Raw genomic sequence first — 16350 nt, 5'->3', positions numbered from 1 at the left:
CTGCCCCGCGCCCTGCCCCGCGCGACGTCATGCTAGGGCCGGGTGCGGGCCTTTGTCACCCGTCCCGCGCGCCGGGCCGCAGGCAAGCGATGAAAAAGCCGTCCATGCCGCCGCGCTCGGCCCAGAAGTCGGGCCGCAGGCGCAGCCCCTCGGGGCCGATCCAGTCGGGGTCGATGCCGGGCCGAACCAAGGCTTCGCGGTCGTTGAGCAGCCCTTCATGACGGGCCAGCGCCTCCTCGATCTGCACCTCGCCCTCATCGGGCAAAAGCGAACAGGTGCAGAAGACAAGCCGCCCGCCGGGTTTCAAAAGCGTCAGCGCGTGATCGATCATCTCGGCCTGCAGCTCGATCAGCGCACCGAACTCCGAGCCGTCCTTGGCGTGCGGCAGGTCCGGATGGCGGCGGATCGTGCCGGTCGCCGAACAAGGCGCGTCGAGCAGGATCGCGTCGAAGCCGCCCTCGTCGTACTCCAGCGCGTCGGCCTGCACGATGCCGGCCGAAAGGCCGGTGCGCTCGAGGTTCTCCCGCAGCCGCCCGAGCCGCGCCTCCGAGAGATCGAGCGCGGTGACCTCGGCCCCCGCGGCGGCGAGCTGCATCGTCTTGCCGCCCGGCGCGGCGCACAGATCGAGCACCCGCTCGCCCGGTTTCGCGTCGAGCACGCGCGCCGCCACAGCGGCGGCGGCGTCCTGCACCCACCAGTCGCCCGTCTCGAAACCGGGCAGCGCCGAGACCTGCCCGGCCCCCGCGAGCCGGACCGACCCCGTGGGCAGCAGCTCGCCACCCAAAGCCTCGGCCAGCGCCGCCGCGTCGCCCTTGGGCGTGAGATCGAGCGGCGCCGGGACGGCCTGCACCGCCTCCATCTCCTCGACCGATTTGCGGCCCCAGGCTTCGACCATCGGCCCGCGCAGCCAGTTTGGCAGCTTTGGCACCGGCAGTTTGGCAAAAGCCTCCGGCGGCTGCTCGCCGAGCTTGCGCAGCACCGCGTTGACGAGCCCCTTGTAGCTCTGGGTGCGTTTGCCCTTGGACATGATCTGCACCATGGCGTTGACCACGCCATGCGCCGCGGCCCCTTCCATGATCTCGACCGCGCCAAGCCGCAGCGCGTTGCGCACCGCGAGGGGCGGCTGTTTCGCGAGAAACGGCTTGAGCGCCCGGTCCGCCGTCGGCAACTGCCGCAGCGCTTGCGTCGCGAGACGCTGGGCGCGGGCCCGGTCGGGGGGCGAGAGACGCTCGAGCGCGCCTGCCGCGATGGTTTCGGACAACAGCCGCTGCCCCCCCGTCGCCTGCTCGATGAGGTGCAGCGCGGCGCGGCGCGCGGCGATGCCGTCGTCTGAAGCCGTGGCTGGGGCCGTGGCGCGGTCCTGTGTCATGGCGGGTCCGGGGGTTGTTGGAGACGGATCAGCACGTATATCCCGAGCATCCGCCGCACAAGCGCCGCCTCAGGAGAGACGCCATGGCCGACAAGACCCCCGACATGCCCGAAGCCGCCAAGCGCGCCCTCGAAGAGGCGCGCGCCCGCCGGGCGGCCCTGGACGAGGCCGCGAAGCTTCCCCCCGAGCTTGGTGGCCGCGATGGCCCCGAGCCCGTGCGCTATGGCGACTGGGAAAAGCAGGGCCTCGCCATCGACTTCTAGAGCTTCAGCGCGCGAGCCCGAGTACGTCGATCATGTCGTAGGCGCCGGGCGAGCGCCCCTGCCCCCAGAGGGCCGCCCGCAAGGCCCCGCGCGCAAAGATCATCCGGTCGGTCGCCATGTGGCGCAGCACGATGCGCTCGCCCTGACCCGCGAAGATCACGTCGTGCTCGCCCACGATGTCACCGCCACGAATCGCCGAAAAGCCGATGTGGCCGCGGATGCGCGCCCCGGTAATACCGTCACGCGCCCGGTCCGCGACCTGGCCGAGCGTCACGCCGCGCCCCTCGGCTGCGGCCTCGCCTAGCATTAGGGCGGTGCCCGAGGGCGCATCGGCCTTGCGGCTGTGATGCGCCTCGACCACCTCGATGTCCCAGCCGTCGTCCAGCGCGGCGGCGACCATTCGGGTCAGACCCGTGAGCAGGTTCACCCCGAGGCTCATGTTGCCCGCGCGCACCTGCACCGCATGGCGCGAGGCCGGGATCAGCCGTTCTAGCTGCGCATCGTCGAAGCCGGTGGTGCCGATCACATGCACGGCGCGGGCCTGTGCCGCGAGATGCGCGACCTCCAGCGTCGTCTCGGGCGTGGTGAAGTCGATCGCCGCCTGCGCACGCGCCATTGCCTCGAGCGGGTCGTCGCTGACCACGACGCCCATGGCCGGGCCGCCCATCGCGTGGCCGATGTCCTGGCCGACCCAGTCGTGGCCAGTGCGCACCACGGCCCCTGCGAGCCGCGCTTCGCCGCTGTCGCAGACGGCGCGCACGAGCATCTGCCCCATCCGGCCCGCCGCCCCCATGATCACGATCCCCGGTGCTGTCTCGGTCATGTGCCTGTCCTCTCGAATGCTGTCCCTTCCTCGCGCGAGCCGCGCCCGCTTGGCAAGACCGGCCTCGGAGACTAGATGAAGCCGCATGAGCAAAACCCGTTCCTCCGAGCCCCGTGGCCCTTCGCAGCGTCAGCTGCGCGTGGGCGAACTCATCCGCCGCAGCCTGTCCGAGCTGCTGACCCGTGGCGACCTGCACGAGCCCGAGCTGTCGGGCATGTCGATCACCGTGGGCGAGGTCCGGGCCACGCCCGACCTCAAGCGCGCTACCTGCTTCGTGCTGCCGCTGGGCGGCGGCGACGAAGAGGTGATGCTGGCCGCGCTGCGTCGCGCCAAGCCCGAGATCCGCTTCCTGCTGGCGCGCAACATGAAGCTCAAGCACGCGCCCGACCTCAAGTTCGAGATCGATCGCACCTTTGATCGCATGGACGAAACCCGCCGCCTGCTGTCGGACGAAAAGGTCCGCCGCGACGTCGAGGGCGACGATGTTGCGCCGAACGAGGCCGGCTCGGGCGGCGCGGAGGAGGGCGGGGAATGATCTCGCGCCTCGCTCTGGCCGTGCTCGGCCTCGGCGTGGCCTGCGCCCTGCCCGCCCCTGTCGAGGCATCGGCCTGCGAGGATGTGGACTATGAGGGGCTGTCCTACACGGTCTGCGAGGTCGATCCCGCCGCCGATGACCTGCGCCTGTTCCTGACCGATCCGCGCGGTGGGCTCTACGGCAGCTTTCAGGCGATCGACCGCGAGGCCGACGGGGCCAAGCTCGATTTTGCGATGAACGCGGGCATGTATCACCCCGATCGTCGCCCCGTGGGCCAGTATCTCGAGAACGGCGAAGAGGTCATGCGCCTCGTCACCAACGCCGGGCCCGGCAACTTCGGCATGCTGCCCAACGGTGTGTTCTGCATCGGCGACGACACCGCCCGCGCCATCGAAACCTTGCGCTACGAGACCGAGGCCCCTGCGTGCCGCTACGCCACCCAATCCGGTCCGATGCTGGTGATCGACGGCGAATTGCACCCGCGCTTTCTGCCCGACAGCACCTCGCGCAATATTCGCAACGGCGTCGGCACGACCGATGCGGGCGACCGCGCGGTCTTTGTCATCGCCAATGCGCCGGTGACGTTTCACGAGTTCGGATCGTTCTTTCGCGACCATCTCGGCCTGCCGCAGGCGCTGTATTTCGACGGCAATGTCAGCCGCCTGCATGCGCCCGAGCTGAACCGTTCGGACTTCGGCTTTGCCATGGGTCCGATCGTCGGCGTGCTGTCGCCCGTTGACGAGGCGCGCCCCGGCGGCTAGGCCCCGCGACCTTACGGGATCAACGGGGGCGACATGGCACGCAAGCGCAAGGGACGCGACATCTCGGGCTGGCTGGTGGTGGACAAGCCCGCGGGCCTGACCTCCACGGCGGTGGTCAACAAGGTCAAATGGGCCTTCGACGCCAAGAAGGCGGGCCATGCGGGCACGCTCGACCCCGACGCCACCGGCGTGCTCGCAGTGGCGCTGGGCGAGGCGACCAAGACCGTGCCCTACATCACCGACGCGTTGAAAGCCTATGAGTTCACCGTGACCTTCGGGGCCGCGACGAACACCGACGACGCCGAGGGCGAGGTCACGGCGCGCTCCGACGCGCGCCCCACGGATGCCGAGATCAAGGAGGCGCTGCATTCCTTTGTCGGCGACATCGAACAGGTGCCGCCCGCCTTCTCGGCGGTGAAGGTCGATGGCCAGCGCGCCTATGCCCGCGCGAGGGCGGGCGAGGAGATGGAGCTGGCCGCGCGACCGCTCTGGGTCGAAAGCCTGATCCTCATGGATCGGCCCGACGCCGATCACGCGAAGCTCGAAATGGTCTGTGGCAAGGGTGGCTACGTGCGCTCCATCGCGCGCGATCTGGGCGAAAAGCTCGGTTGCCTGGGCCATGTGCGCGAACTGCGCCGGGTCTGGTCGGGGCCGTTCACCGCCGCCGAGGGCGTGACGCTGGCGCAGATCGAGGCCGAGGCCAAGTCCGAGGCGCTAGACCGGTTCCTGCGTCCGCTGGAAGACGGCCTCGCCGATCTGCCGCGCGTGACATGCTCGGCCGAATCGGCCACGCGGCTCCGCAACGGCAACCCCGCGCCGGTGATCGCCTCGGGGCTCGACTACGGTGAAGAGGCCTGGGCCGCGCATGAGGGCCACGCCGTGGCCGTGGGCCGGGTCATGGGGCCGGAGCTGCACCCCTCCCGCGTGTTCGTGGTCTAGAACACCGCACGCCGCACGAGATTGAGCCCGGCGACCAGAAGCACGATCAGCGTCACCTGCCTGAACGCCTTCTGGTCGATCCGGTCGTGCGCCAGCCCGCCGAGCATCATGCCCGCCACCGCTGGCACGATCATGAACAGCGAGAATGGCAGCGTCGCGCCGTTCAGCACGCCCGACTGCAGATGCGCGCCCGAGAGCGCCAGTGCGCCGAGCCCGTAGATCACCCCCTGCACCCGGATCGAATCGCCCTTGGGCGTGTCGATCGCCGTGAGATAAGCCACCGTCGGCGGCCCCCAGACACCCGAGACACCGCCCACGAAGCCCGAGAACCCGCCGATCAGCGCCTCGATGCCGGTGGTTTTTTCGGGAATCTTCGGCTTCCAGCCCGAAAGCTGGAGAATGGCAAAGGCAGAGACCGGCGCGCCGATCAGCAAGAACAGCGCCTCGGTGCTCAGCACCCGCACCAACTGCGCGCTCAGGGCGAGCATCAGCCCCCCCGCGATCAGGTAGACGCGAAACCGCTTCACGGTGGTGAACGCCGCTGTCCCGCCCTGCCGCAGGGCCTGCATGCCATTGGTCACCAGCGTCGGCGCGATCAACGCCGCGAGCGCGAGTTCGGGCGGCAGGAACATCGACATCGCCGAGATCATGATCATCGGCATGGCGAAGCCCACCATCCCCTTCACGATGCCCGCGCCAAAGCCCACGAGAACGGACAACAACAAAAGCTGCGGCGGCATCAGCTCGGCGAATGGATACATGCGACTCTCACGGAACGTTCAATCGTCGCACTGGTGGCGGGAAAGCGTCAGCGGGGCAAGGGGCCTCAGCCGGCTCTTTCGATCGCCTCGATCAGCCGACCCCGCGCCGGGGGCAGCGGTCGGTCGCCCGAGCCGGGCACGAGCCGGTGTTCGATGAACCAGCCGGTGGTCTTGAGCGCCGCGACGATGTCCGCGGCCTCGGCCTCCCCCTCACCGCGTAGCACCGCTGGCAGCGGCAGCAGCTTCGACGCCCATTCGCCCGCGCCTTCGCGGCTTACCGCGCGGCCCGATTTCGGGCTAACCAGATCCAGCCCCTCGGTCGCACCGGTGACGGCGCAGCGGTCGAGATCGAGCGCGAAGCCCATCTCCTCCAGCAGCGCCAGCTCCCAGCGCAGATAGGCCAGCGGCCAGACTTCGCTCTCGCCCAGCAGATCCAGCAGCGCCATGGTCCGGTCATAGAGCGGCGCATGCGGGTCGCGCTCGGGCAGCACGGTGACGAGCAGCGCCGCGACGGCGTTGAGCCCGGCCAGCGCCAGCCGATCCTCCATCACCTGCGCCGCGCGCGAACGGACCGGCTCGAAGGTGAAGTTACCCAGATGCTCGCCCAAACGGGCCTTCCACGTCAGATCGAGCTGCGCGCCGGGCTGCAGCAAAGGGGCGATACGGCGCGAGCCGCCGCCCCGGACCACTCCGGCGTGCAGTCCGTGGCCACGGGTGAAGACCTCGACGATGGCCGAGCCCTCGCCATGGCGGCGCACCCGGAGCAGCGCCCCCTCTTCGCGCCACTCGATCATGGGCGGCTCACGCGCGGGCGCGGCCCGGTTTGAACGGCGCCATGCCCGCGCGGGCCAACTCGTCGGCGCGCTCGTTCTCGGGGTGACCGGCGTGGCCCTTGACCCAGGTCCAGACCACCGTGTGCCGTGCCGCCGCCTCGTCGAGCCTGCGCCAAAGGTCCTCGTTCTTGACCGGCTTGCCGGCCGAGGTCCGCCATCCCTTGCGCTTCCATCCCGCCATCCATTCGGTGATGCCCCCTTTCACATAGGCGCTGTCGGTCACGACGGTAAGCTTCGAGGGCTTGCCCAGCGCCTCGAGCGCCGCGATCGCGGCCATCAGCTCCATACGGTTGTTGGTGGTCATCTGCTCGCCACCCTTGAGCTCGCGTTCCTTGGTGACGGTTTCGCCGTCCTTGGCCTGCAGCAGCGCGCCCCAGCCGCCGGGGCCGGGATTGCCCGAACAGGCACCATCGGTGAAGGCGAAGATCTTGGCCATTGAGAGGCGTCCTTGGTCGGAGGGATCGGGGCGTCCCGTTTAGGCGAAGCTTTGCCGTCCGGCAACGTACCCTCGGGAACTCACCCTATGGGTGAAAGGGTTCTCCGGCGTGACTTCACCCCAACCGGAGCCTTCCCCATGTTCCACCATTCCTCCAAGCTTCAGTACCAGGTGCGCGTCGACAAACCCTCTCCCGCCTTCGCCAAATATCTCCAGCAGGCGATCGGCGGCGTCGAGGGCGAGATCCGCGTCGCGATGCAGTATTTCTTTCAGGCCATGGGCGCGCGCGGCGATTCCAAATACCGCGACATGCTGATGATGACCGCCACCGAGGAGCTGAGCCATATCGAGTTCCTCGGCCATGCCGTCGCCCTCAACCTCGAAGGCGCACCGGTCGAGGTGCAGGACGAGGCCGCAAAAGACCCGATCGTGCATGCGATCCTGGGCGGCATGAACCCGCGCCACATCCTGTCCTCGGGCCTTTCGGCGATGCCGGTCAACGCCAACGGCGTGCCATTCGATATGAGCCACGTCTATGCCACCGGCAACCTCGCCGCGGACATGATGGCCAACGCCACCGCCGAATCGGGTGGCCGGGTGCTGGCCTCGCGGCTCTACAACATGACCGACGATGCAGGCATGAAGGACATGCTGTCCTTCCTGATCGCGCGCGACACGATGCACCAGCAGCAGTGGCTCGCGGTGATCGAGGAGTTGGGCGGCTGGGAGGCGGCGCTGCCGATTCCGAACTCCACCCCCGAGGAACATGAGGCGACCGAGCACAGCTACTACTTCCTCAATACCTCGCTCGACGAGCCGACGCCCGAAGGTCGCTGGACCTCCGGTCCCTCGCTCGACGGACGCGGCACCTTTTCCAAGAAGGACAAGCCCGAGCCGCTGGGCCAGAAGCCGGACCTCGGCCGTGCAAGGCCCGGATCGGGCGCCCAGTCAGAGCAGGAATGAGCGAAACGGGCGGGCCTCTGGGCCTGCCCACCTCGAACTTCAATCTGTAAATACTCAAATCCCAAGGCTGCGCCCGAGCGGCACCGTGGGATTTGAGTATTTGAAGAGCAAAGTTGCCATAGCGCGCGTTCAGCCGTCGCAGTGCGTCCAAACCAAAGAGCGGGCTGGGTCAGGCATGTGACGCCTCACCCTCCCGGCGATGTCCGATCGAAGAGCGGAGCTTGCCTGAAAACGACGACCGAAAGCAGGCCGGATCAGGCGGGCTCGCGCAGGATGCGCGGCACCTTGAACTCCACGTTCTCCTGCGCCGTCTCCACCAGCTTCACTGTCACGTCGAAGCGCGCGCGGAAGGCCTCGATCACCTCCTCGACCAACACCTCGGGCGCGCTGGCTCCCGCGGTCAGACCCAGTGAGCCGATGCCTTCGAGCGCGCGCCAGTCGATATCGGCGGCGCGCTGCACGAGCTGCGCATAAGAGCAGCCCGCCTTCGAGGCGACCTCGACGAGACGCTTGGAGTTCGAGGAGTTCGGCGCGCCGACGACCAGCAGCGCGTCGCACGCAGGGGCCATCGCCTTCACCGCCTCCTGACGGTTGGTGGTGGCGTAGCAGATGTCTTCCTTGCCGGGCCCCTTGATCGCGGGAAACCGCGCCTTGAGCGCCGCGACGATGCCCGCCGTGTCATCGACCGACAGCGTGGTCTGTGTGACATAGGCGAGATGCTCGGGGTCGCGCACCTCGACCGTCGCCACATCGGCCTCGGTCTCGACCAGCAGCACCTCGCCCTCGGGCAGCTGGCCCATGGTGCCCACGGTCTCGGGGTGGCCCGCATGGCCGATCATGATCATCTGCAGCCCTTCGGCGGAGTGACGCGCCGCCTCGTTGTGCACCTTGGTCACCAGCGGACAGGTGGCGTCGACCTGGATCATGCCACGCCGGGTCGCCTCGGCAGGCACCGCCTTGGCGACACCATGCGCAGAGAAGATTACCGGCCGGTCGTCGGGGGCCTCGTCCAGCTCCTCAACGAAGACCGCCCCCTTGGCGCGCAGATCCTCCACGACATAGCGGTTGTGGACGATCTCGTGGCGCACATAGACCGGAGCGCCCCATTTCGAGAGCGCCATCTCGACGATCTTGATGGCGCGGTCGACGCCCGCGCAAAAGCCGCGTGGTGCTGCAAGGTGCAGGGTCAGGGGCGGCAGGGTGGTCTCGGTCATCGGGAAGCCTCCGGGGCACGCTTGGCCGGTCGCGTGGGACATCGCATGGGATGCCGCACAGCTAAGCATTCCGGGCGGCGAGGTCCAGCACCCCGCCCGGGCGGGGTAATCAGTCGTCGTGCTCGTTTCGCTCGTGGGAGGAGGTCTGCTGGCGCGGCGCGCGACCCACGACCTCGCGCAACTCCTCCAGATCGATGAAATTATCGGCCTGTCGGCGCAGCTCGTCGGAGATCATCGACGGCGAGGAACGCACCGAGGAGACCACCGAGACCCGGACCCCGCGCCGCTGCAGCGCCTCGGCCAGCGGGCGGAAATCGCCATCGCCCGAAAACAGCACCGCGTGGTCGATCCGATCCGCAATATCGAGCGCGTCGACCGCGAGCTCCACGTCCATGTTGCCCTTGATCTTGCGACGGCCCTGCGCGTCGGTGAATTCGCGCGCGGGCTTGGTGCGCATGGTAAAGCCGTTGTACTGCAACCAATCCACCAGCGGTCGGATCGGCGAATATTCGTCGCCGTCGAGAAGAGCCGTATAGTAATAGGCCCGGATCAACCGGCCCCGGCGCATGAATTCCTGCCGCAACAGCTTGTAGTCGATGTCAAAGCCCAAAGCCTTGCCGGTGGCGTGCAGGTTTGCGCCGTCGATGAAGAGCGCGAGACGTTCGTCGCGATAAAACATTGTCAAAAATTCCCTACTAAAATATCGCCGAGCCCGACCGGGACCCGAAACCGAGCACGGCTATCTTCTTCCCTGCCTTTCTTTGCCCGTGAAAATCAAGCTCTGGAAACACACCGTATGATATCGCAGGACAATCTTGGCACGCGACCCGTCATCCGGCGAGCATTGATCGCACTTGGGGCGAATGCGGCATCGGTGCAGGGATCGCCTGCCGAGAGCCTGAGCGCGGCGATGGCGCAGGTCGCTGCATTGGGATCTGAGGTGCGCGTCAGCAGGCTCTGGCGCAGCCCCGCCTATCCGGCGGGCATCGGCCCGGATTTCATCAATGCCGCCATGGCAATGGACACCGAGCGCGGCGCCGACGACCTTCTGGCCGAGTTGCACCGCATCGAGGCGGCGTTCGGCCGCGAGCGTCAGACCCGTTGGGGGCCGCGCAGCCTCGATCTGGATCTGCTGACGCTCGATGACGCGGTAATGCCCGATCTCGCCGCTTGGTCGCTCTGGCGCGATCTCACCCCCGAGGCGCAGGCCCGCGAGACGCCGGATCGGCTGATCCTGCCGCATCCGCGGCTTCAGGATCGCGGATTCGTGCTGGTGCCCCTGGCCGAGGTCGCGCCGGACTGGCGCCACCCCGTCACCGGGCTGGACGTGGTGACGATGCGCGACGCGCTGCCCCCTGCTGCTCTGGACGGGCTGGAGCCGCTTGACTGACCGCCCCGGCGCGCCTTGTGTTCCAACTGCGGGCGCTGTATGCGTGCGCTTTCGAAGCCGTGCCGCGCGATTCCGCGTGCGGCCGCCCTTTGCCCAACCCGAGATGGGAGTCGTCCGATGGCCCGCGTGACAGTCGAAGATTGCGTTGACAAGGTTCCGAACCGGTTCGAGCTGGTGATGCTCGCTGCGCATCGCGCCCGCGAGATCACCGCAGGCGCGCCGCTGACGGTTAGCCGCGACAACGACAAGAACCCCGTCGTCGCGCTGCGCGAGATCGCCGACGAGACCCAACAGGCCGATGATCTGCGCGAGCGGATGATCGAGGCGCACCAGACCCAGATCGAGGTCGACGAGCCCGAGGCCGATTCGATGTCGCTGTTGATGAGCCAGGAAGCCGACAAGCCGGCGCAGGACGACATGAGCGAAGAGCGCCTGCTGCGCGAACTGATGCAGGTCCAGAAAGAGGGCTGATCGCAGCCCGCCAAGGCCGGGGGTAGGACGACCCAGATGACATCCGCAGACGAGCTGATCGCTCTGGTCCGCAGCTACAACCCGGCCACCCGCGACGCGCTGATCCGCGACGCCTATGCTTTCGGCGAAGAGATGCACGAGGGGCAGTTCCGCAAGTCGGGCGAGCCCTACTTCATGCATCCCGTTGCCGTGGCGGTCATCCTCGCCAAGCAGCAGATGGATGACGCGACGATCGTCACCGCCCTTCTGCATGACACGATCGAGGACACCCGCGCCTCCTTCGCGGTGGTCTCCAAGCGCTTTGGTCGCGAGATCGCCGAACTGGTCGACGGGGTGACCAAGCTCACCAACCTGCAGCTCTCTTCGACCCGCACCAAGCAGGCCGAGAACTTTCGCAAGCTGTTCATGGCGACCTCGCGCGATTTGCGGGTGACGTTGGTGAAGCTGGCCGACCGGCTCCACAACATGCGCACGATCCGCTCGATGCGGCCCGAAAAGCAGGCCCAGAAGGCGCGCGAGACGATGGAGATCTATGCGCCGCTCGCGGGCCGCATGGGTATGCAGTGGATGCGCGAGGAGCTCGAGGACCTGTCGTTTCAGGTGCTCAACCCCGAGGCCCGCAACTCGATCATCCGCCGCTTCATCATGCTCCAGAAGGAGGCGGGCGACGTCGTCGAGAGGATCACCTCCGATATGCGGCTCGAACTTGATCGTGCCGGAATCACCGCCGAGCTGTTCGGTCGCGCCAAGAAGCCCTACTCGATCTGGCGCAAGATGCAGGAGAAGGATCAGGGCTTCTCGCGGCTGTCGGACATCTACGGGTTTCGCGTCGTCACCGACAACGAGGCCGACGCCTACCGCGTGCTCGGTGTGATCCATCAGCGCTGGCGCGCCGTACCGGGCCGGTTCAAGGATTACATCAGCCAGCCCAAGTCCAACGGGTATCGAAGCATTCACACCACTGTCTCGGGGCGCGACGGCAAGCGCGTCGAGGTGCAGATCCGCACCCGCGAGATGCACGAGGTCGCCGAGACCGGGGTCGCGGCGCACTGGTCCTACCGCGACGGCCTGCGGGTCGAGAACCGCTTTGCCGTCGATCCGGCGCGCTGGATCGCGCAGCTGACCGAGCGGCTTGAAACGGGGCATGACGACGAGGATTTCCTCGAGGCCGTGAAGCTCGAGATGTACCAGGACCAAGTGTTCTGCTTCACGCCCAAGGGCGAAGTGATCAAGCTGCCGCGTGGCGCTACGCCAATCGACTTCGCCTTCGCGATCCACACCCGGATCGGCTCGGCCTGCGTCGGCGCCAAGGTCGACGGGCTGCGGGTGCCGCTCTGGACCCGGCTCAAGAACGGCCAGTCGGTCGAGATCATCACCGCCGACGGGCAGCGCCCGCAGGCCAGCTGGATCGAGATCGCCGTCACGGGCCGCGCCAAGGCCACGATCCGCCGTTCCTTGCGCGAAGAAGACCGCGAGCGCTTCGTGAAGCTCGGCTCCGAGCTGGTGCGCGTGGCCTTCGAGAACGTCGGCCGCCGCTCCACCGACAAGGCGCTGCGCACGGCTGCCAAGACGCTGGGATTGGAGAGTGCGACCGAGCTACTTGCGCGCCTCGGATCGGCCGATCTCACCACCCGCGAAGTGGTGCAGGCGCTCTACCCCGAACTGGCCGCGCGCGGCGACGCGCATGAGATCTCCAAGGAACGCGCCGTGGCCGGCCTTGCCGCGGGGCAGAGCTTTCGCCGCGCGCCCTGCTGCCAGCCGGTCCCCGGCGAGCGGATCGTCGGCATCGCCTTTCGGGGTCAGGGTGTGGTGATCCACACGATCGATTGCCCGGCGCTGGCCCATTACGAGGAACAGCCCGAACGCTGGGTCGATCTGCGCTGGCAGGAGGGCACCCATGCCGCCGTCAACACCGTGAGCCTCGATCTCACCGTGACCAACGACGCAGGCGTGCTGGGGCGGCTTTGCACATTGATCGGCGAGCAGTCGGCCAACATCTCCGACATGACCTTTCTCGATCGCAAGCCCGACTTCTACCGCATCCTCGTCGACGTGGACCTGCGCGATGCCGAGCATCTGCACCGGGTGATGACCGCGCTCGAGGCCGAGAGCCACGTCTCCTCGATCGAACGCCACCGCGACCCGAGCCGCGCCGTCGCCCCCGCGACGCCGACGGTGACGGCCGGGGCCTGATCGGGGGCGCGGTGGTCTTCAAGCGGCGCGACAGGCGATCGGTAGGCCGCGCGGTGGCCGAGACGCTCTATCCACGCGGCGGCTGGCGTCGGGCGTTCGGCTACGTCAAGCACCGGCTCCAGCGCCTGCCGGACACGCCCGAAAAGATCGGGCGCGGCATCTTTGCCGGTGTGCTGGCAAGCTGGACGCCATTCTACGGGCTGCATTTCATCATCGCCTTGATCTTTGCCAAGATCGGGCGCGGCAATCTGCTCGCGGCCCTTCTGGGCACCTTCTTCGGCAATCCGCTCACCTATGTGCCGATCGGCGTGGTGGCACTGCAGACCGGGCACTTCATCCTCGGGCGGCCACCGGGGCGCGAGATCGAAACCTCGCTCATGGGCAAGTTCGCGGCCGCCGGGCGCGACCTGTGGCACAACTTCGGTGCGCTGTTCGGCCCCGACCGCGCCGATTGGCGTGGGTTGGGGCTGTTCTATCACGAGGTGTTCCTGCCCTATCTCGTGGGTGGTCTGTTGCCGGGGCTGATCTCGGCGCTGGCCTGCTACTGGCTCTTCGTGCCAGTGGTCACCGCCTACCAGAACCGCCGCCGCAAGAAGCTGCGCACCAAATTGCAGGCCTTGGGAAAAAACACCCCTCCACCGGCTGACGACGGCACGGGACCGGGCTAGTCTTCGCCTCCAAAGGAGACCTGCCCATGACGGACCTCAGACTCGGCGTGAACATCGACCACGTGGCCACAGTGCGCAACGCCCGTGGCGGCGACACCCCATCGCCCGTCCGGGCCGCCAAGCTGGCCGAAGAGGCAGGCGCCGATGGCATCACCGCGCATCTGCGCGAAGACCGCCGCCACATCTCGGACGCCGATATCGAAGCGCTGATGGCAGCACTCACGCTGCCGCTCAACTTCGAGATGGCGGCAACCGAGGAAATGCAGGCCATCGCGCTGCGCCACAAGCCGCACGCCGTCTGCATCGTCCCCGAAAAGCGCGAGGAGCGCACCACCGAAGGCGGGCTCGAGGTGGCACGCGACGATAACCGATTGGCGCGGTTCATAGCGCCCTTGCGCGAAGCGGGCTGCCGGGTGTCGATCTTCATCGCCGCCGACCGCCCCCAGATCGACGCCGCCGCCCGCATCGGCGCGCAGGTGGTGGAACTGCACACCGGGGCCTATTGCGACGCCCATGCCGCTGGCGACATCACGGCGCGCGACGCCGAACTTGCCCGGATCACCGAAATGGCGACCCACGCCCATGCGCTCGGGCTCGAGGTGCACGCCGGGCACGGGCTCACCTACGACACGGTCGGCCCGATCGCCGGGCTGCCGGAGATCCGCGAACTCAACATCGGGCACTTCCTGATTGGCGAGGCGATCTTTCGCGGCCTGTCTCCTGCCATTGCCGAGATGCGCCGCCGAATGGAGGCTGCACGACGGGTGATGCGCTGATCCGGTTCCCGCAAGGGGCGATCACGATTTGCCCGCGCGGGGCAGAAACACCTGATTTCGCGAGAGTTTGCCGATGCGGCAGCGCCTTCTTGCTCAACATCTCAGGCCATTGCGACGACCTCGATACGGCACAGGAACACGATCCCGTCTCCGCCGTTCTGCCCTCCGAGACCGCCGGGCACCACTCCCCCCTGCCCCGGCGGTCATGACACTGGAGGAAAGGAACGCACATGTTCATGAAGTCCAAGAGCCTCGTCGCCGCTGCCGCTCTCACCGTGGCCGCTTCGGGCGCATTCGCCCAGGGCCAAGAAGGCCTCGTCAATGTTTCGGTCGACGACAACACCGTGCAGGTGCCCGTCGATGTCGCAGCCAACGTCTGCGACCTCGACGTGAACGTGCTGTCGAGCCAGTTTGCCGGCACCGACGAGACCGCTTGCGAGATCGACCAGAAGACCGCGGCCCAGAACGGCATCAAGTCGAACGGCACCAACAATGCCCAAGGCAACAACGGCAAGCAGGAGGGGCTCGTGAACCTCTCGCTCGACGGCAACACGGTGCAGGCCCCGATCGGCGTCGCCGCCAACGTCTGTGATGTCGACGCCAACGTGCTCGCCAAGCAGTTCAAGGGCAGCGACGAGAGTGCTTGCGACATCACCCAGGAGCAGGCTGCCGAGAATGGCATCGACACCTCGGGTATCACCGAGACCACGGATGCCCCGGCTGACGCAACCGACACGGTCGACACCGCCACCGATGCGGCCGACACGGCGACGGACACCGTGACCGATACCGTCACCAACTGATCCGCCCCGAAGCTTTGCTTCGTAAGGCGTCCGGTCTCCCGGGCGCCTTTTTTCATTGGGGATCAGGTCAGAATATCGCCCGAATCACGGACCGATCCGTGGCCTCGTGCGTTGTATCTGCAAGCGGCCCCCGAGGGGGCACCCACCATTTCGGAGAGACATATGACCGACCATATCGACACGCTTAAAAAGCTCCACACCCGCGTCATCGACAGCCGTGACGGCTACAAGCGGTCGCGGGACGAAGTGCAGGATGAACGCGGCTTTGTCGGCTTCTTTGACCGCCGCATCGCCGAGCGCGAGCAGTTCCATTCGGTGATTCACCGCCAGCTTGGAGCCGAAGGCGTCGACGTGAGCGAAAGCGGCTCCGCCGCCGCCGCCGCCCACCGGGGCTGGCTGTCGCTAAAGGATGCGCTGACCGGCAACGACGAGGCGGTCTATGACGAGATCATCACCGGCGAAGAGCAGCTCCTGAAGCTTTACGACGAGGCCATCGCCGCCACGGCTGGCAAGCCCGAGTGGAGCTTCCTGTCGAGCCAGCGCGCCGACGTGCACAAGGCAATCACCGAGGCACGGTCCGAGAAGAGCCGTCACGCCGCCTGATCCTTCGACCTTTTCGGTTCCAATCGCGCCGTCCCTTCGGGGGCGGCGCTTTTTCATGGCAGTCCGGCAGGTTGCGCCATCCCAACGCAAAGGCTACCGGTATCGGCATGATCCTGGGCATCGGCACCGACCTCGCAAACATCGACCGTATCGCCGGCGTGCTGGAGCGCCACGGCGACAGGTTCCGCAACCGCGTCTTCACTGATGTAGAGCAGGCCAAGGCCGAACGACGCCGCGACGTGGCGGGCACCTATGCCAAGCGCTGGGCCGCCAAGGAAGCCTGTTCCAAGGCGCTCGGCACCGGTCTGCGCATGGGCATTGCTTGGAAGGACATGGCGGTGTCGAACCTTCGCACCGGCCAGCCGGTGATGGAGGTGACAGGCTGGGCCCGGGAACGGCTCGACGCGATGACCCCCGTGGGCCATGAAGCGATCATCCACGTCACGCTGACCGACGACCACCCTTGGGCGCAGGCCTTCGTGGTGATCGAGGCACGGCCACTCGCCGGGCACTGAGCCGGGCGGTCACGAAGCGGCCTTCGGCGTTGGC

General features: G+C 67.5%; 20 protein-coding genes. 13 read left to right on the top strand and 7 right to left on the bottom strand.

Annotation, left to right across the window (positions count from 1 at the left end; all coding sequences use genetic code 11):
* Positions 1-55: 55 nt before the first annotated feature.
* Complete coding sequence (locus AADJ02_RS00570; RefSeq protein WP_341211056.1) at positions 56-1369, bottom strand: transcription antitermination factor NusB; 1314 nt, start codon at positions 1367-1369, stop codon at positions 56-58.
* 83 nt (positions 1370-1452) lie between these two features.
* Between AADJ02_RS00570 and AADJ02_RS00565 the strand changes: the two genes are divergently transcribed.
* Positions 1453-1632: a DUF1674 domain-containing protein gene (locus tag AADJ02_RS00565; protein WP_341211055.1), complete on the top strand. Its 180-nt coding sequence runs from the start codon at positions 1453-1455 to the stop codon at positions 1630-1632.
* Positions 1633-1636: 4 nt separating this feature from the next.
* Here the strand turns inward: AADJ02_RS00565 and dapB are convergent, their stop codons facing one another.
* The gene (dapB, locus tag AADJ02_RS00560; protein WP_341211054.1) at positions 1637-2455 is read right to left on the bottom strand and encodes a 4-hydroxy-tetrahydrodipicolinate reductase; all 819 of its coding nucleotides are present in this window, start codon (positions 2453-2455) and stop codon (positions 1637-1639) included.
* Positions 2456-2540: 85 nt separating this feature from the next.
* Between dapB and rbfA the strand changes: the two genes are divergently transcribed.
* The 3 genes from rbfA to truB are packed head-to-tail and all read left to right on the top strand — an operon-like array spanning position 2541 to position 4690.
* Positions 2541-2990 (top strand): 30S ribosome-binding factor RbfA, encoded by a 450-nt coding sequence (gene rbfA, locus AADJ02_RS00555; RefSeq protein ID WP_341211053.1) that lies wholly within the window; start codon positions 2541-2543, stop codon positions 2988-2990.
* Entirely contained in the window at positions 2987-3751 is a 765-nt protein-coding gene (locus tag AADJ02_RS00550; RefSeq protein ID WP_341211052.1) for a phosphodiester glycosidase family protein, read from the top strand. Before rbfA ends, AADJ02_RS00550 begins: the two co-directional genes overlap by 4 nt.
* A gap of 33 nt (positions 3752-3784) precedes the next feature.
* Positions 3785-4690, top strand: a complete 906-nt coding sequence (truB, locus tag AADJ02_RS00545) for a tRNA pseudouridine(55) synthase TruB (RefSeq protein WP_341211051.1) — start codon at positions 3785-3787, stop codon at positions 4688-4690.
* Here truB and AADJ02_RS00540 read toward each other — a convergent pair.
* The 3 genes from AADJ02_RS00540 to rnhA all read right to left on the bottom strand — a co-directional run bounded on the left by AADJ02_RS00540 (position 4687) and on the right by rnhA (position 6720).
* On the bottom strand, positions 4687-5451 hold the full coding sequence (locus AADJ02_RS00540) for a sulfite exporter TauE/SafE family protein (RefSeq protein ID WP_341211050.1): 765 nt from the start codon (positions 5449-5451) through the stop codon (positions 4687-4689). The genes truB and AADJ02_RS00540 overlap by 4 nt on opposite strands.
* A 65-nt stretch (positions 5452-5516) precedes the next feature.
* Positions 5517-6245, bottom strand: coding sequence for a DNA repair protein RecO (gene recO / locus AADJ02_RS00535; protein ID WP_341211049.1), 729 nt, complete (start codon positions 6243-6245; stop codon positions 5517-5519).
* A gap of 7 nt (positions 6246-6252) precedes the next feature.
* Complete coding sequence (rnhA, locus tag AADJ02_RS00530) at positions 6253-6720, bottom strand: ribonuclease HI (protein WP_341211048.1); 468 nt, start codon at positions 6718-6720, stop codon at positions 6253-6255.
* A gap of 138 nt (positions 6721-6858) precedes the next feature.
* Between rnhA and AADJ02_RS00525 the strand changes: the two genes are divergently transcribed.
* Complete coding sequence (locus AADJ02_RS00525; RefSeq protein WP_341211047.1) at positions 6859-7683, top strand: manganese catalase family protein; 825 nt, start codon at positions 6859-6861, stop codon at positions 7681-7683.
* A 254-nt stretch (positions 7684-7937) separates the two neighbouring features.
* Here AADJ02_RS00525 and ispH read toward each other — a convergent pair whose 3' ends face one another.
* Positions 7938-8897: a 4-hydroxy-3-methylbut-2-enyl diphosphate reductase gene (ispH, locus tag AADJ02_RS00520; RefSeq protein ID WP_341211046.1), complete on the bottom strand. Its 960-nt coding sequence runs from the start codon at positions 8895-8897 to the stop codon at positions 7938-7940.
* Positions 8898-9006: 109 nt separating this feature from the next.
* On the bottom strand, positions 9007-9576 hold the full coding sequence (locus tag AADJ02_RS00515; RefSeq protein WP_341211045.1) for an NYN domain-containing protein: 570 nt from the start codon (positions 9574-9576) through the stop codon (positions 9007-9009).
* Between the two features lie 117 nt (positions 9577-9693).
* Between AADJ02_RS00515 and folK the strand changes: the two genes are divergently transcribed.
* The 8 genes from folK (at position 9694) to acpS (ending at position 16316) form a co-directional block, all read left to right on the top strand.
* The gene (gene folK / locus AADJ02_RS00510) at positions 9694-10287 is read left to right on the top strand and encodes a 2-amino-4-hydroxy-6-hydroxymethyldihydropteridine diphosphokinase (protein WP_341211044.1); all 594 of its coding nucleotides are present in this window, start codon (positions 9694-9696) and stop codon (positions 10285-10287) included.
* A gap of 117 nt (positions 10288-10404) precedes the next feature.
* Positions 10405-10758 (top strand): DNA-directed RNA polymerase subunit omega, encoded by a 354-nt coding sequence (gene rpoZ, locus AADJ02_RS00505; RefSeq protein ID WP_341211043.1) that lies wholly within the window; start codon positions 10405-10407, stop codon positions 10756-10758.
* A 36-nt stretch (positions 10759-10794) separates the two neighbouring features.
* On the top strand, positions 10795-12951 hold the full coding sequence (locus AADJ02_RS00500; protein WP_341211042.1) for a bifunctional (p)ppGpp synthetase/guanosine-3',5'-bis(diphosphate) 3'-pyrophosphohydrolase: 2157 nt from the start codon (positions 10795-10797) through the stop codon (positions 12949-12951).
* 11 nt (positions 12952-12962) lie between these two features.
* Complete coding sequence (locus tag AADJ02_RS00495; protein WP_341211041.1) at positions 12963-13619, top strand: DUF2062 domain-containing protein; 657 nt, start codon at positions 12963-12965, stop codon at positions 13617-13619.
* 26 nt (positions 13620-13645) lie between these two features.
* A complete protein-coding gene (locus tag AADJ02_RS00490; protein ID WP_341211040.1) occupies positions 13646-14395 on the top strand; it encodes a pyridoxine 5'-phosphate synthase in 750 nt (249 codons plus the stop codon).
* A gap of 230 nt (positions 14396-14625) precedes the next feature.
* Positions 14626-15198: a hypothetical protein gene (locus AADJ02_RS00485; RefSeq protein ID WP_341211039.1), complete on the top strand. Its 573-nt coding sequence runs from the start codon at positions 14626-14628 to the stop codon at positions 15196-15198.
* Between the two features lie 162 nt (positions 15199-15360).
* The gene (locus AADJ02_RS00480) at positions 15361-15801 is read left to right on the top strand and encodes a PA2169 family four-helix-bundle protein (protein ID WP_341211038.1); all 441 of its coding nucleotides are present in this window, start codon (positions 15361-15363) and stop codon (positions 15799-15801) included.
* Positions 15802-15908: 107 nt separating this feature from the next.
* Positions 15909-16316, top strand: a complete 408-nt coding sequence (gene acpS / locus AADJ02_RS00475) for a holo-ACP synthase (RefSeq protein WP_341211037.1) — start codon at positions 15909-15911, stop codon at positions 16314-16316.
* The last annotated feature ends 34 nt before the right edge of the window (positions 16317-16350 follow it).

This window comes from uncultured Limimaricola sp., from assembly GCF_964022235.1.
GTDB lineage: Bacteria > Pseudomonadota > Alphaproteobacteria > Rhodobacterales > Rhodobacteraceae > Limimaricola.
Note: the sequence above shows the minus strand (reverse complement) of the source record. Positions and strands in the feature narration are given on the sequence as shown.

Excerpts from the sequence above, each read along its gene's own strand:
- AADJ02_RS00570 (WP_341211056.1), bottom strand. The coding sequence starts at position 1,369 with ATGACACAGGACCGCGCCACGGCCCCAGCCACGGCTTCAGACGACGGC.
- AADJ02_RS00565 (WP_341211055.1), top strand. The coding sequence starts at position 1,453 with ATGGCCGACAAGACCCCCGACATGCCCGAAGCCGCCAAGCGCGCCCTC.
- dapB (WP_341211054.1), bottom strand. The coding sequence starts at position 2,455 with ATGACCGAGACAGCACCGGGGATCGTGATCATGGGGGCGGCGGGCCGG.
- rbfA (WP_341211053.1), top strand. The coding sequence starts at position 2,541 with ATGAGCAAAACCCGTTCCTCCGAGCCCCGTGGCCCTTCGCAGCGTCAG.
- AADJ02_RS00550 (WP_341211052.1), top strand. The coding sequence starts at position 2,987 with ATGATCTCGCGCCTCGCTCTGGCCGTGCTCGGCCTCGGCGTGGCCTGC.
- truB (WP_341211051.1), top strand. The coding sequence starts at position 3,785 with ATGGCACGCAAGCGCAAGGGACGCGACATCTCGGGCTGGCTGGTGGTG.
- AADJ02_RS00540 (WP_341211050.1), bottom strand. The coding sequence starts at position 5,451 with ATGTATCCATTCGCCGAGCTGATGCCGCCGCAGCTTTTGTTGTTGTCC.
- recO (WP_341211049.1), bottom strand. The coding sequence starts at position 6,245 with ATGATCGAGTGGCGCGAAGAGGGGGCGCTGCTCCGGGTGCGCCGCCAT.
- rnhA (WP_341211048.1), bottom strand. The coding sequence starts at position 6,720 with ATGGCCAAGATCTTCGCCTTCACCGATGGTGCCTGTTCGGGCAATCCC.
- AADJ02_RS00525 (WP_341211047.1), top strand. The coding sequence starts at position 6,859 with ATGTTCCACCATTCCTCCAAGCTTCAGTACCAGGTGCGCGTCGACAAA.
- ispH (WP_341211046.1), bottom strand. The coding sequence starts at position 8,897 with ATGACCGAGACCACCCTGCCGCCCCTGACCCTGCACCTTGCAGCACCA.
- AADJ02_RS00515 (WP_341211045.1), bottom strand. The coding sequence starts at position 9,576 with ATGTTTTATCGCGACGAACGTCTCGCGCTCTTCATCGACGGCGCAAAC.
- folK (WP_341211044.1), top strand. The coding sequence starts at position 9,694 with ATGATATCGCAGGACAATCTTGGCACGCGACCCGTCATCCGGCGAGCA.
- rpoZ (WP_341211043.1), top strand. The coding sequence starts at position 10,405 with ATGGCCCGCGTGACAGTCGAAGATTGCGTTGACAAGGTTCCGAACCGG.
- AADJ02_RS00500 (WP_341211042.1), top strand. The coding sequence starts at position 10,795 with ATGACATCCGCAGACGAGCTGATCGCTCTGGTCCGCAGCTACAACCCG.
- AADJ02_RS00490 (WP_341211040.1), top strand. The coding sequence starts at position 13,646 with ATGACGGACCTCAGACTCGGCGTGAACATCGACCACGTGGCCACAGTG.
- AADJ02_RS00485 (WP_341211039.1), top strand. The coding sequence starts at position 14,626 with ATGTTCATGAAGTCCAAGAGCCTCGTCGCCGCTGCCGCTCTCACCGTG.
- AADJ02_RS00480 (WP_341211038.1), top strand. The coding sequence starts at position 15,361 with ATGACCGACCATATCGACACGCTTAAAAAGCTCCACACCCGCGTCATC.
- acpS (WP_341211037.1), top strand. The coding sequence starts at position 15,909 with ATGATCCTGGGCATCGGCACCGACCTCGCAAACATCGACCGTATCGCC.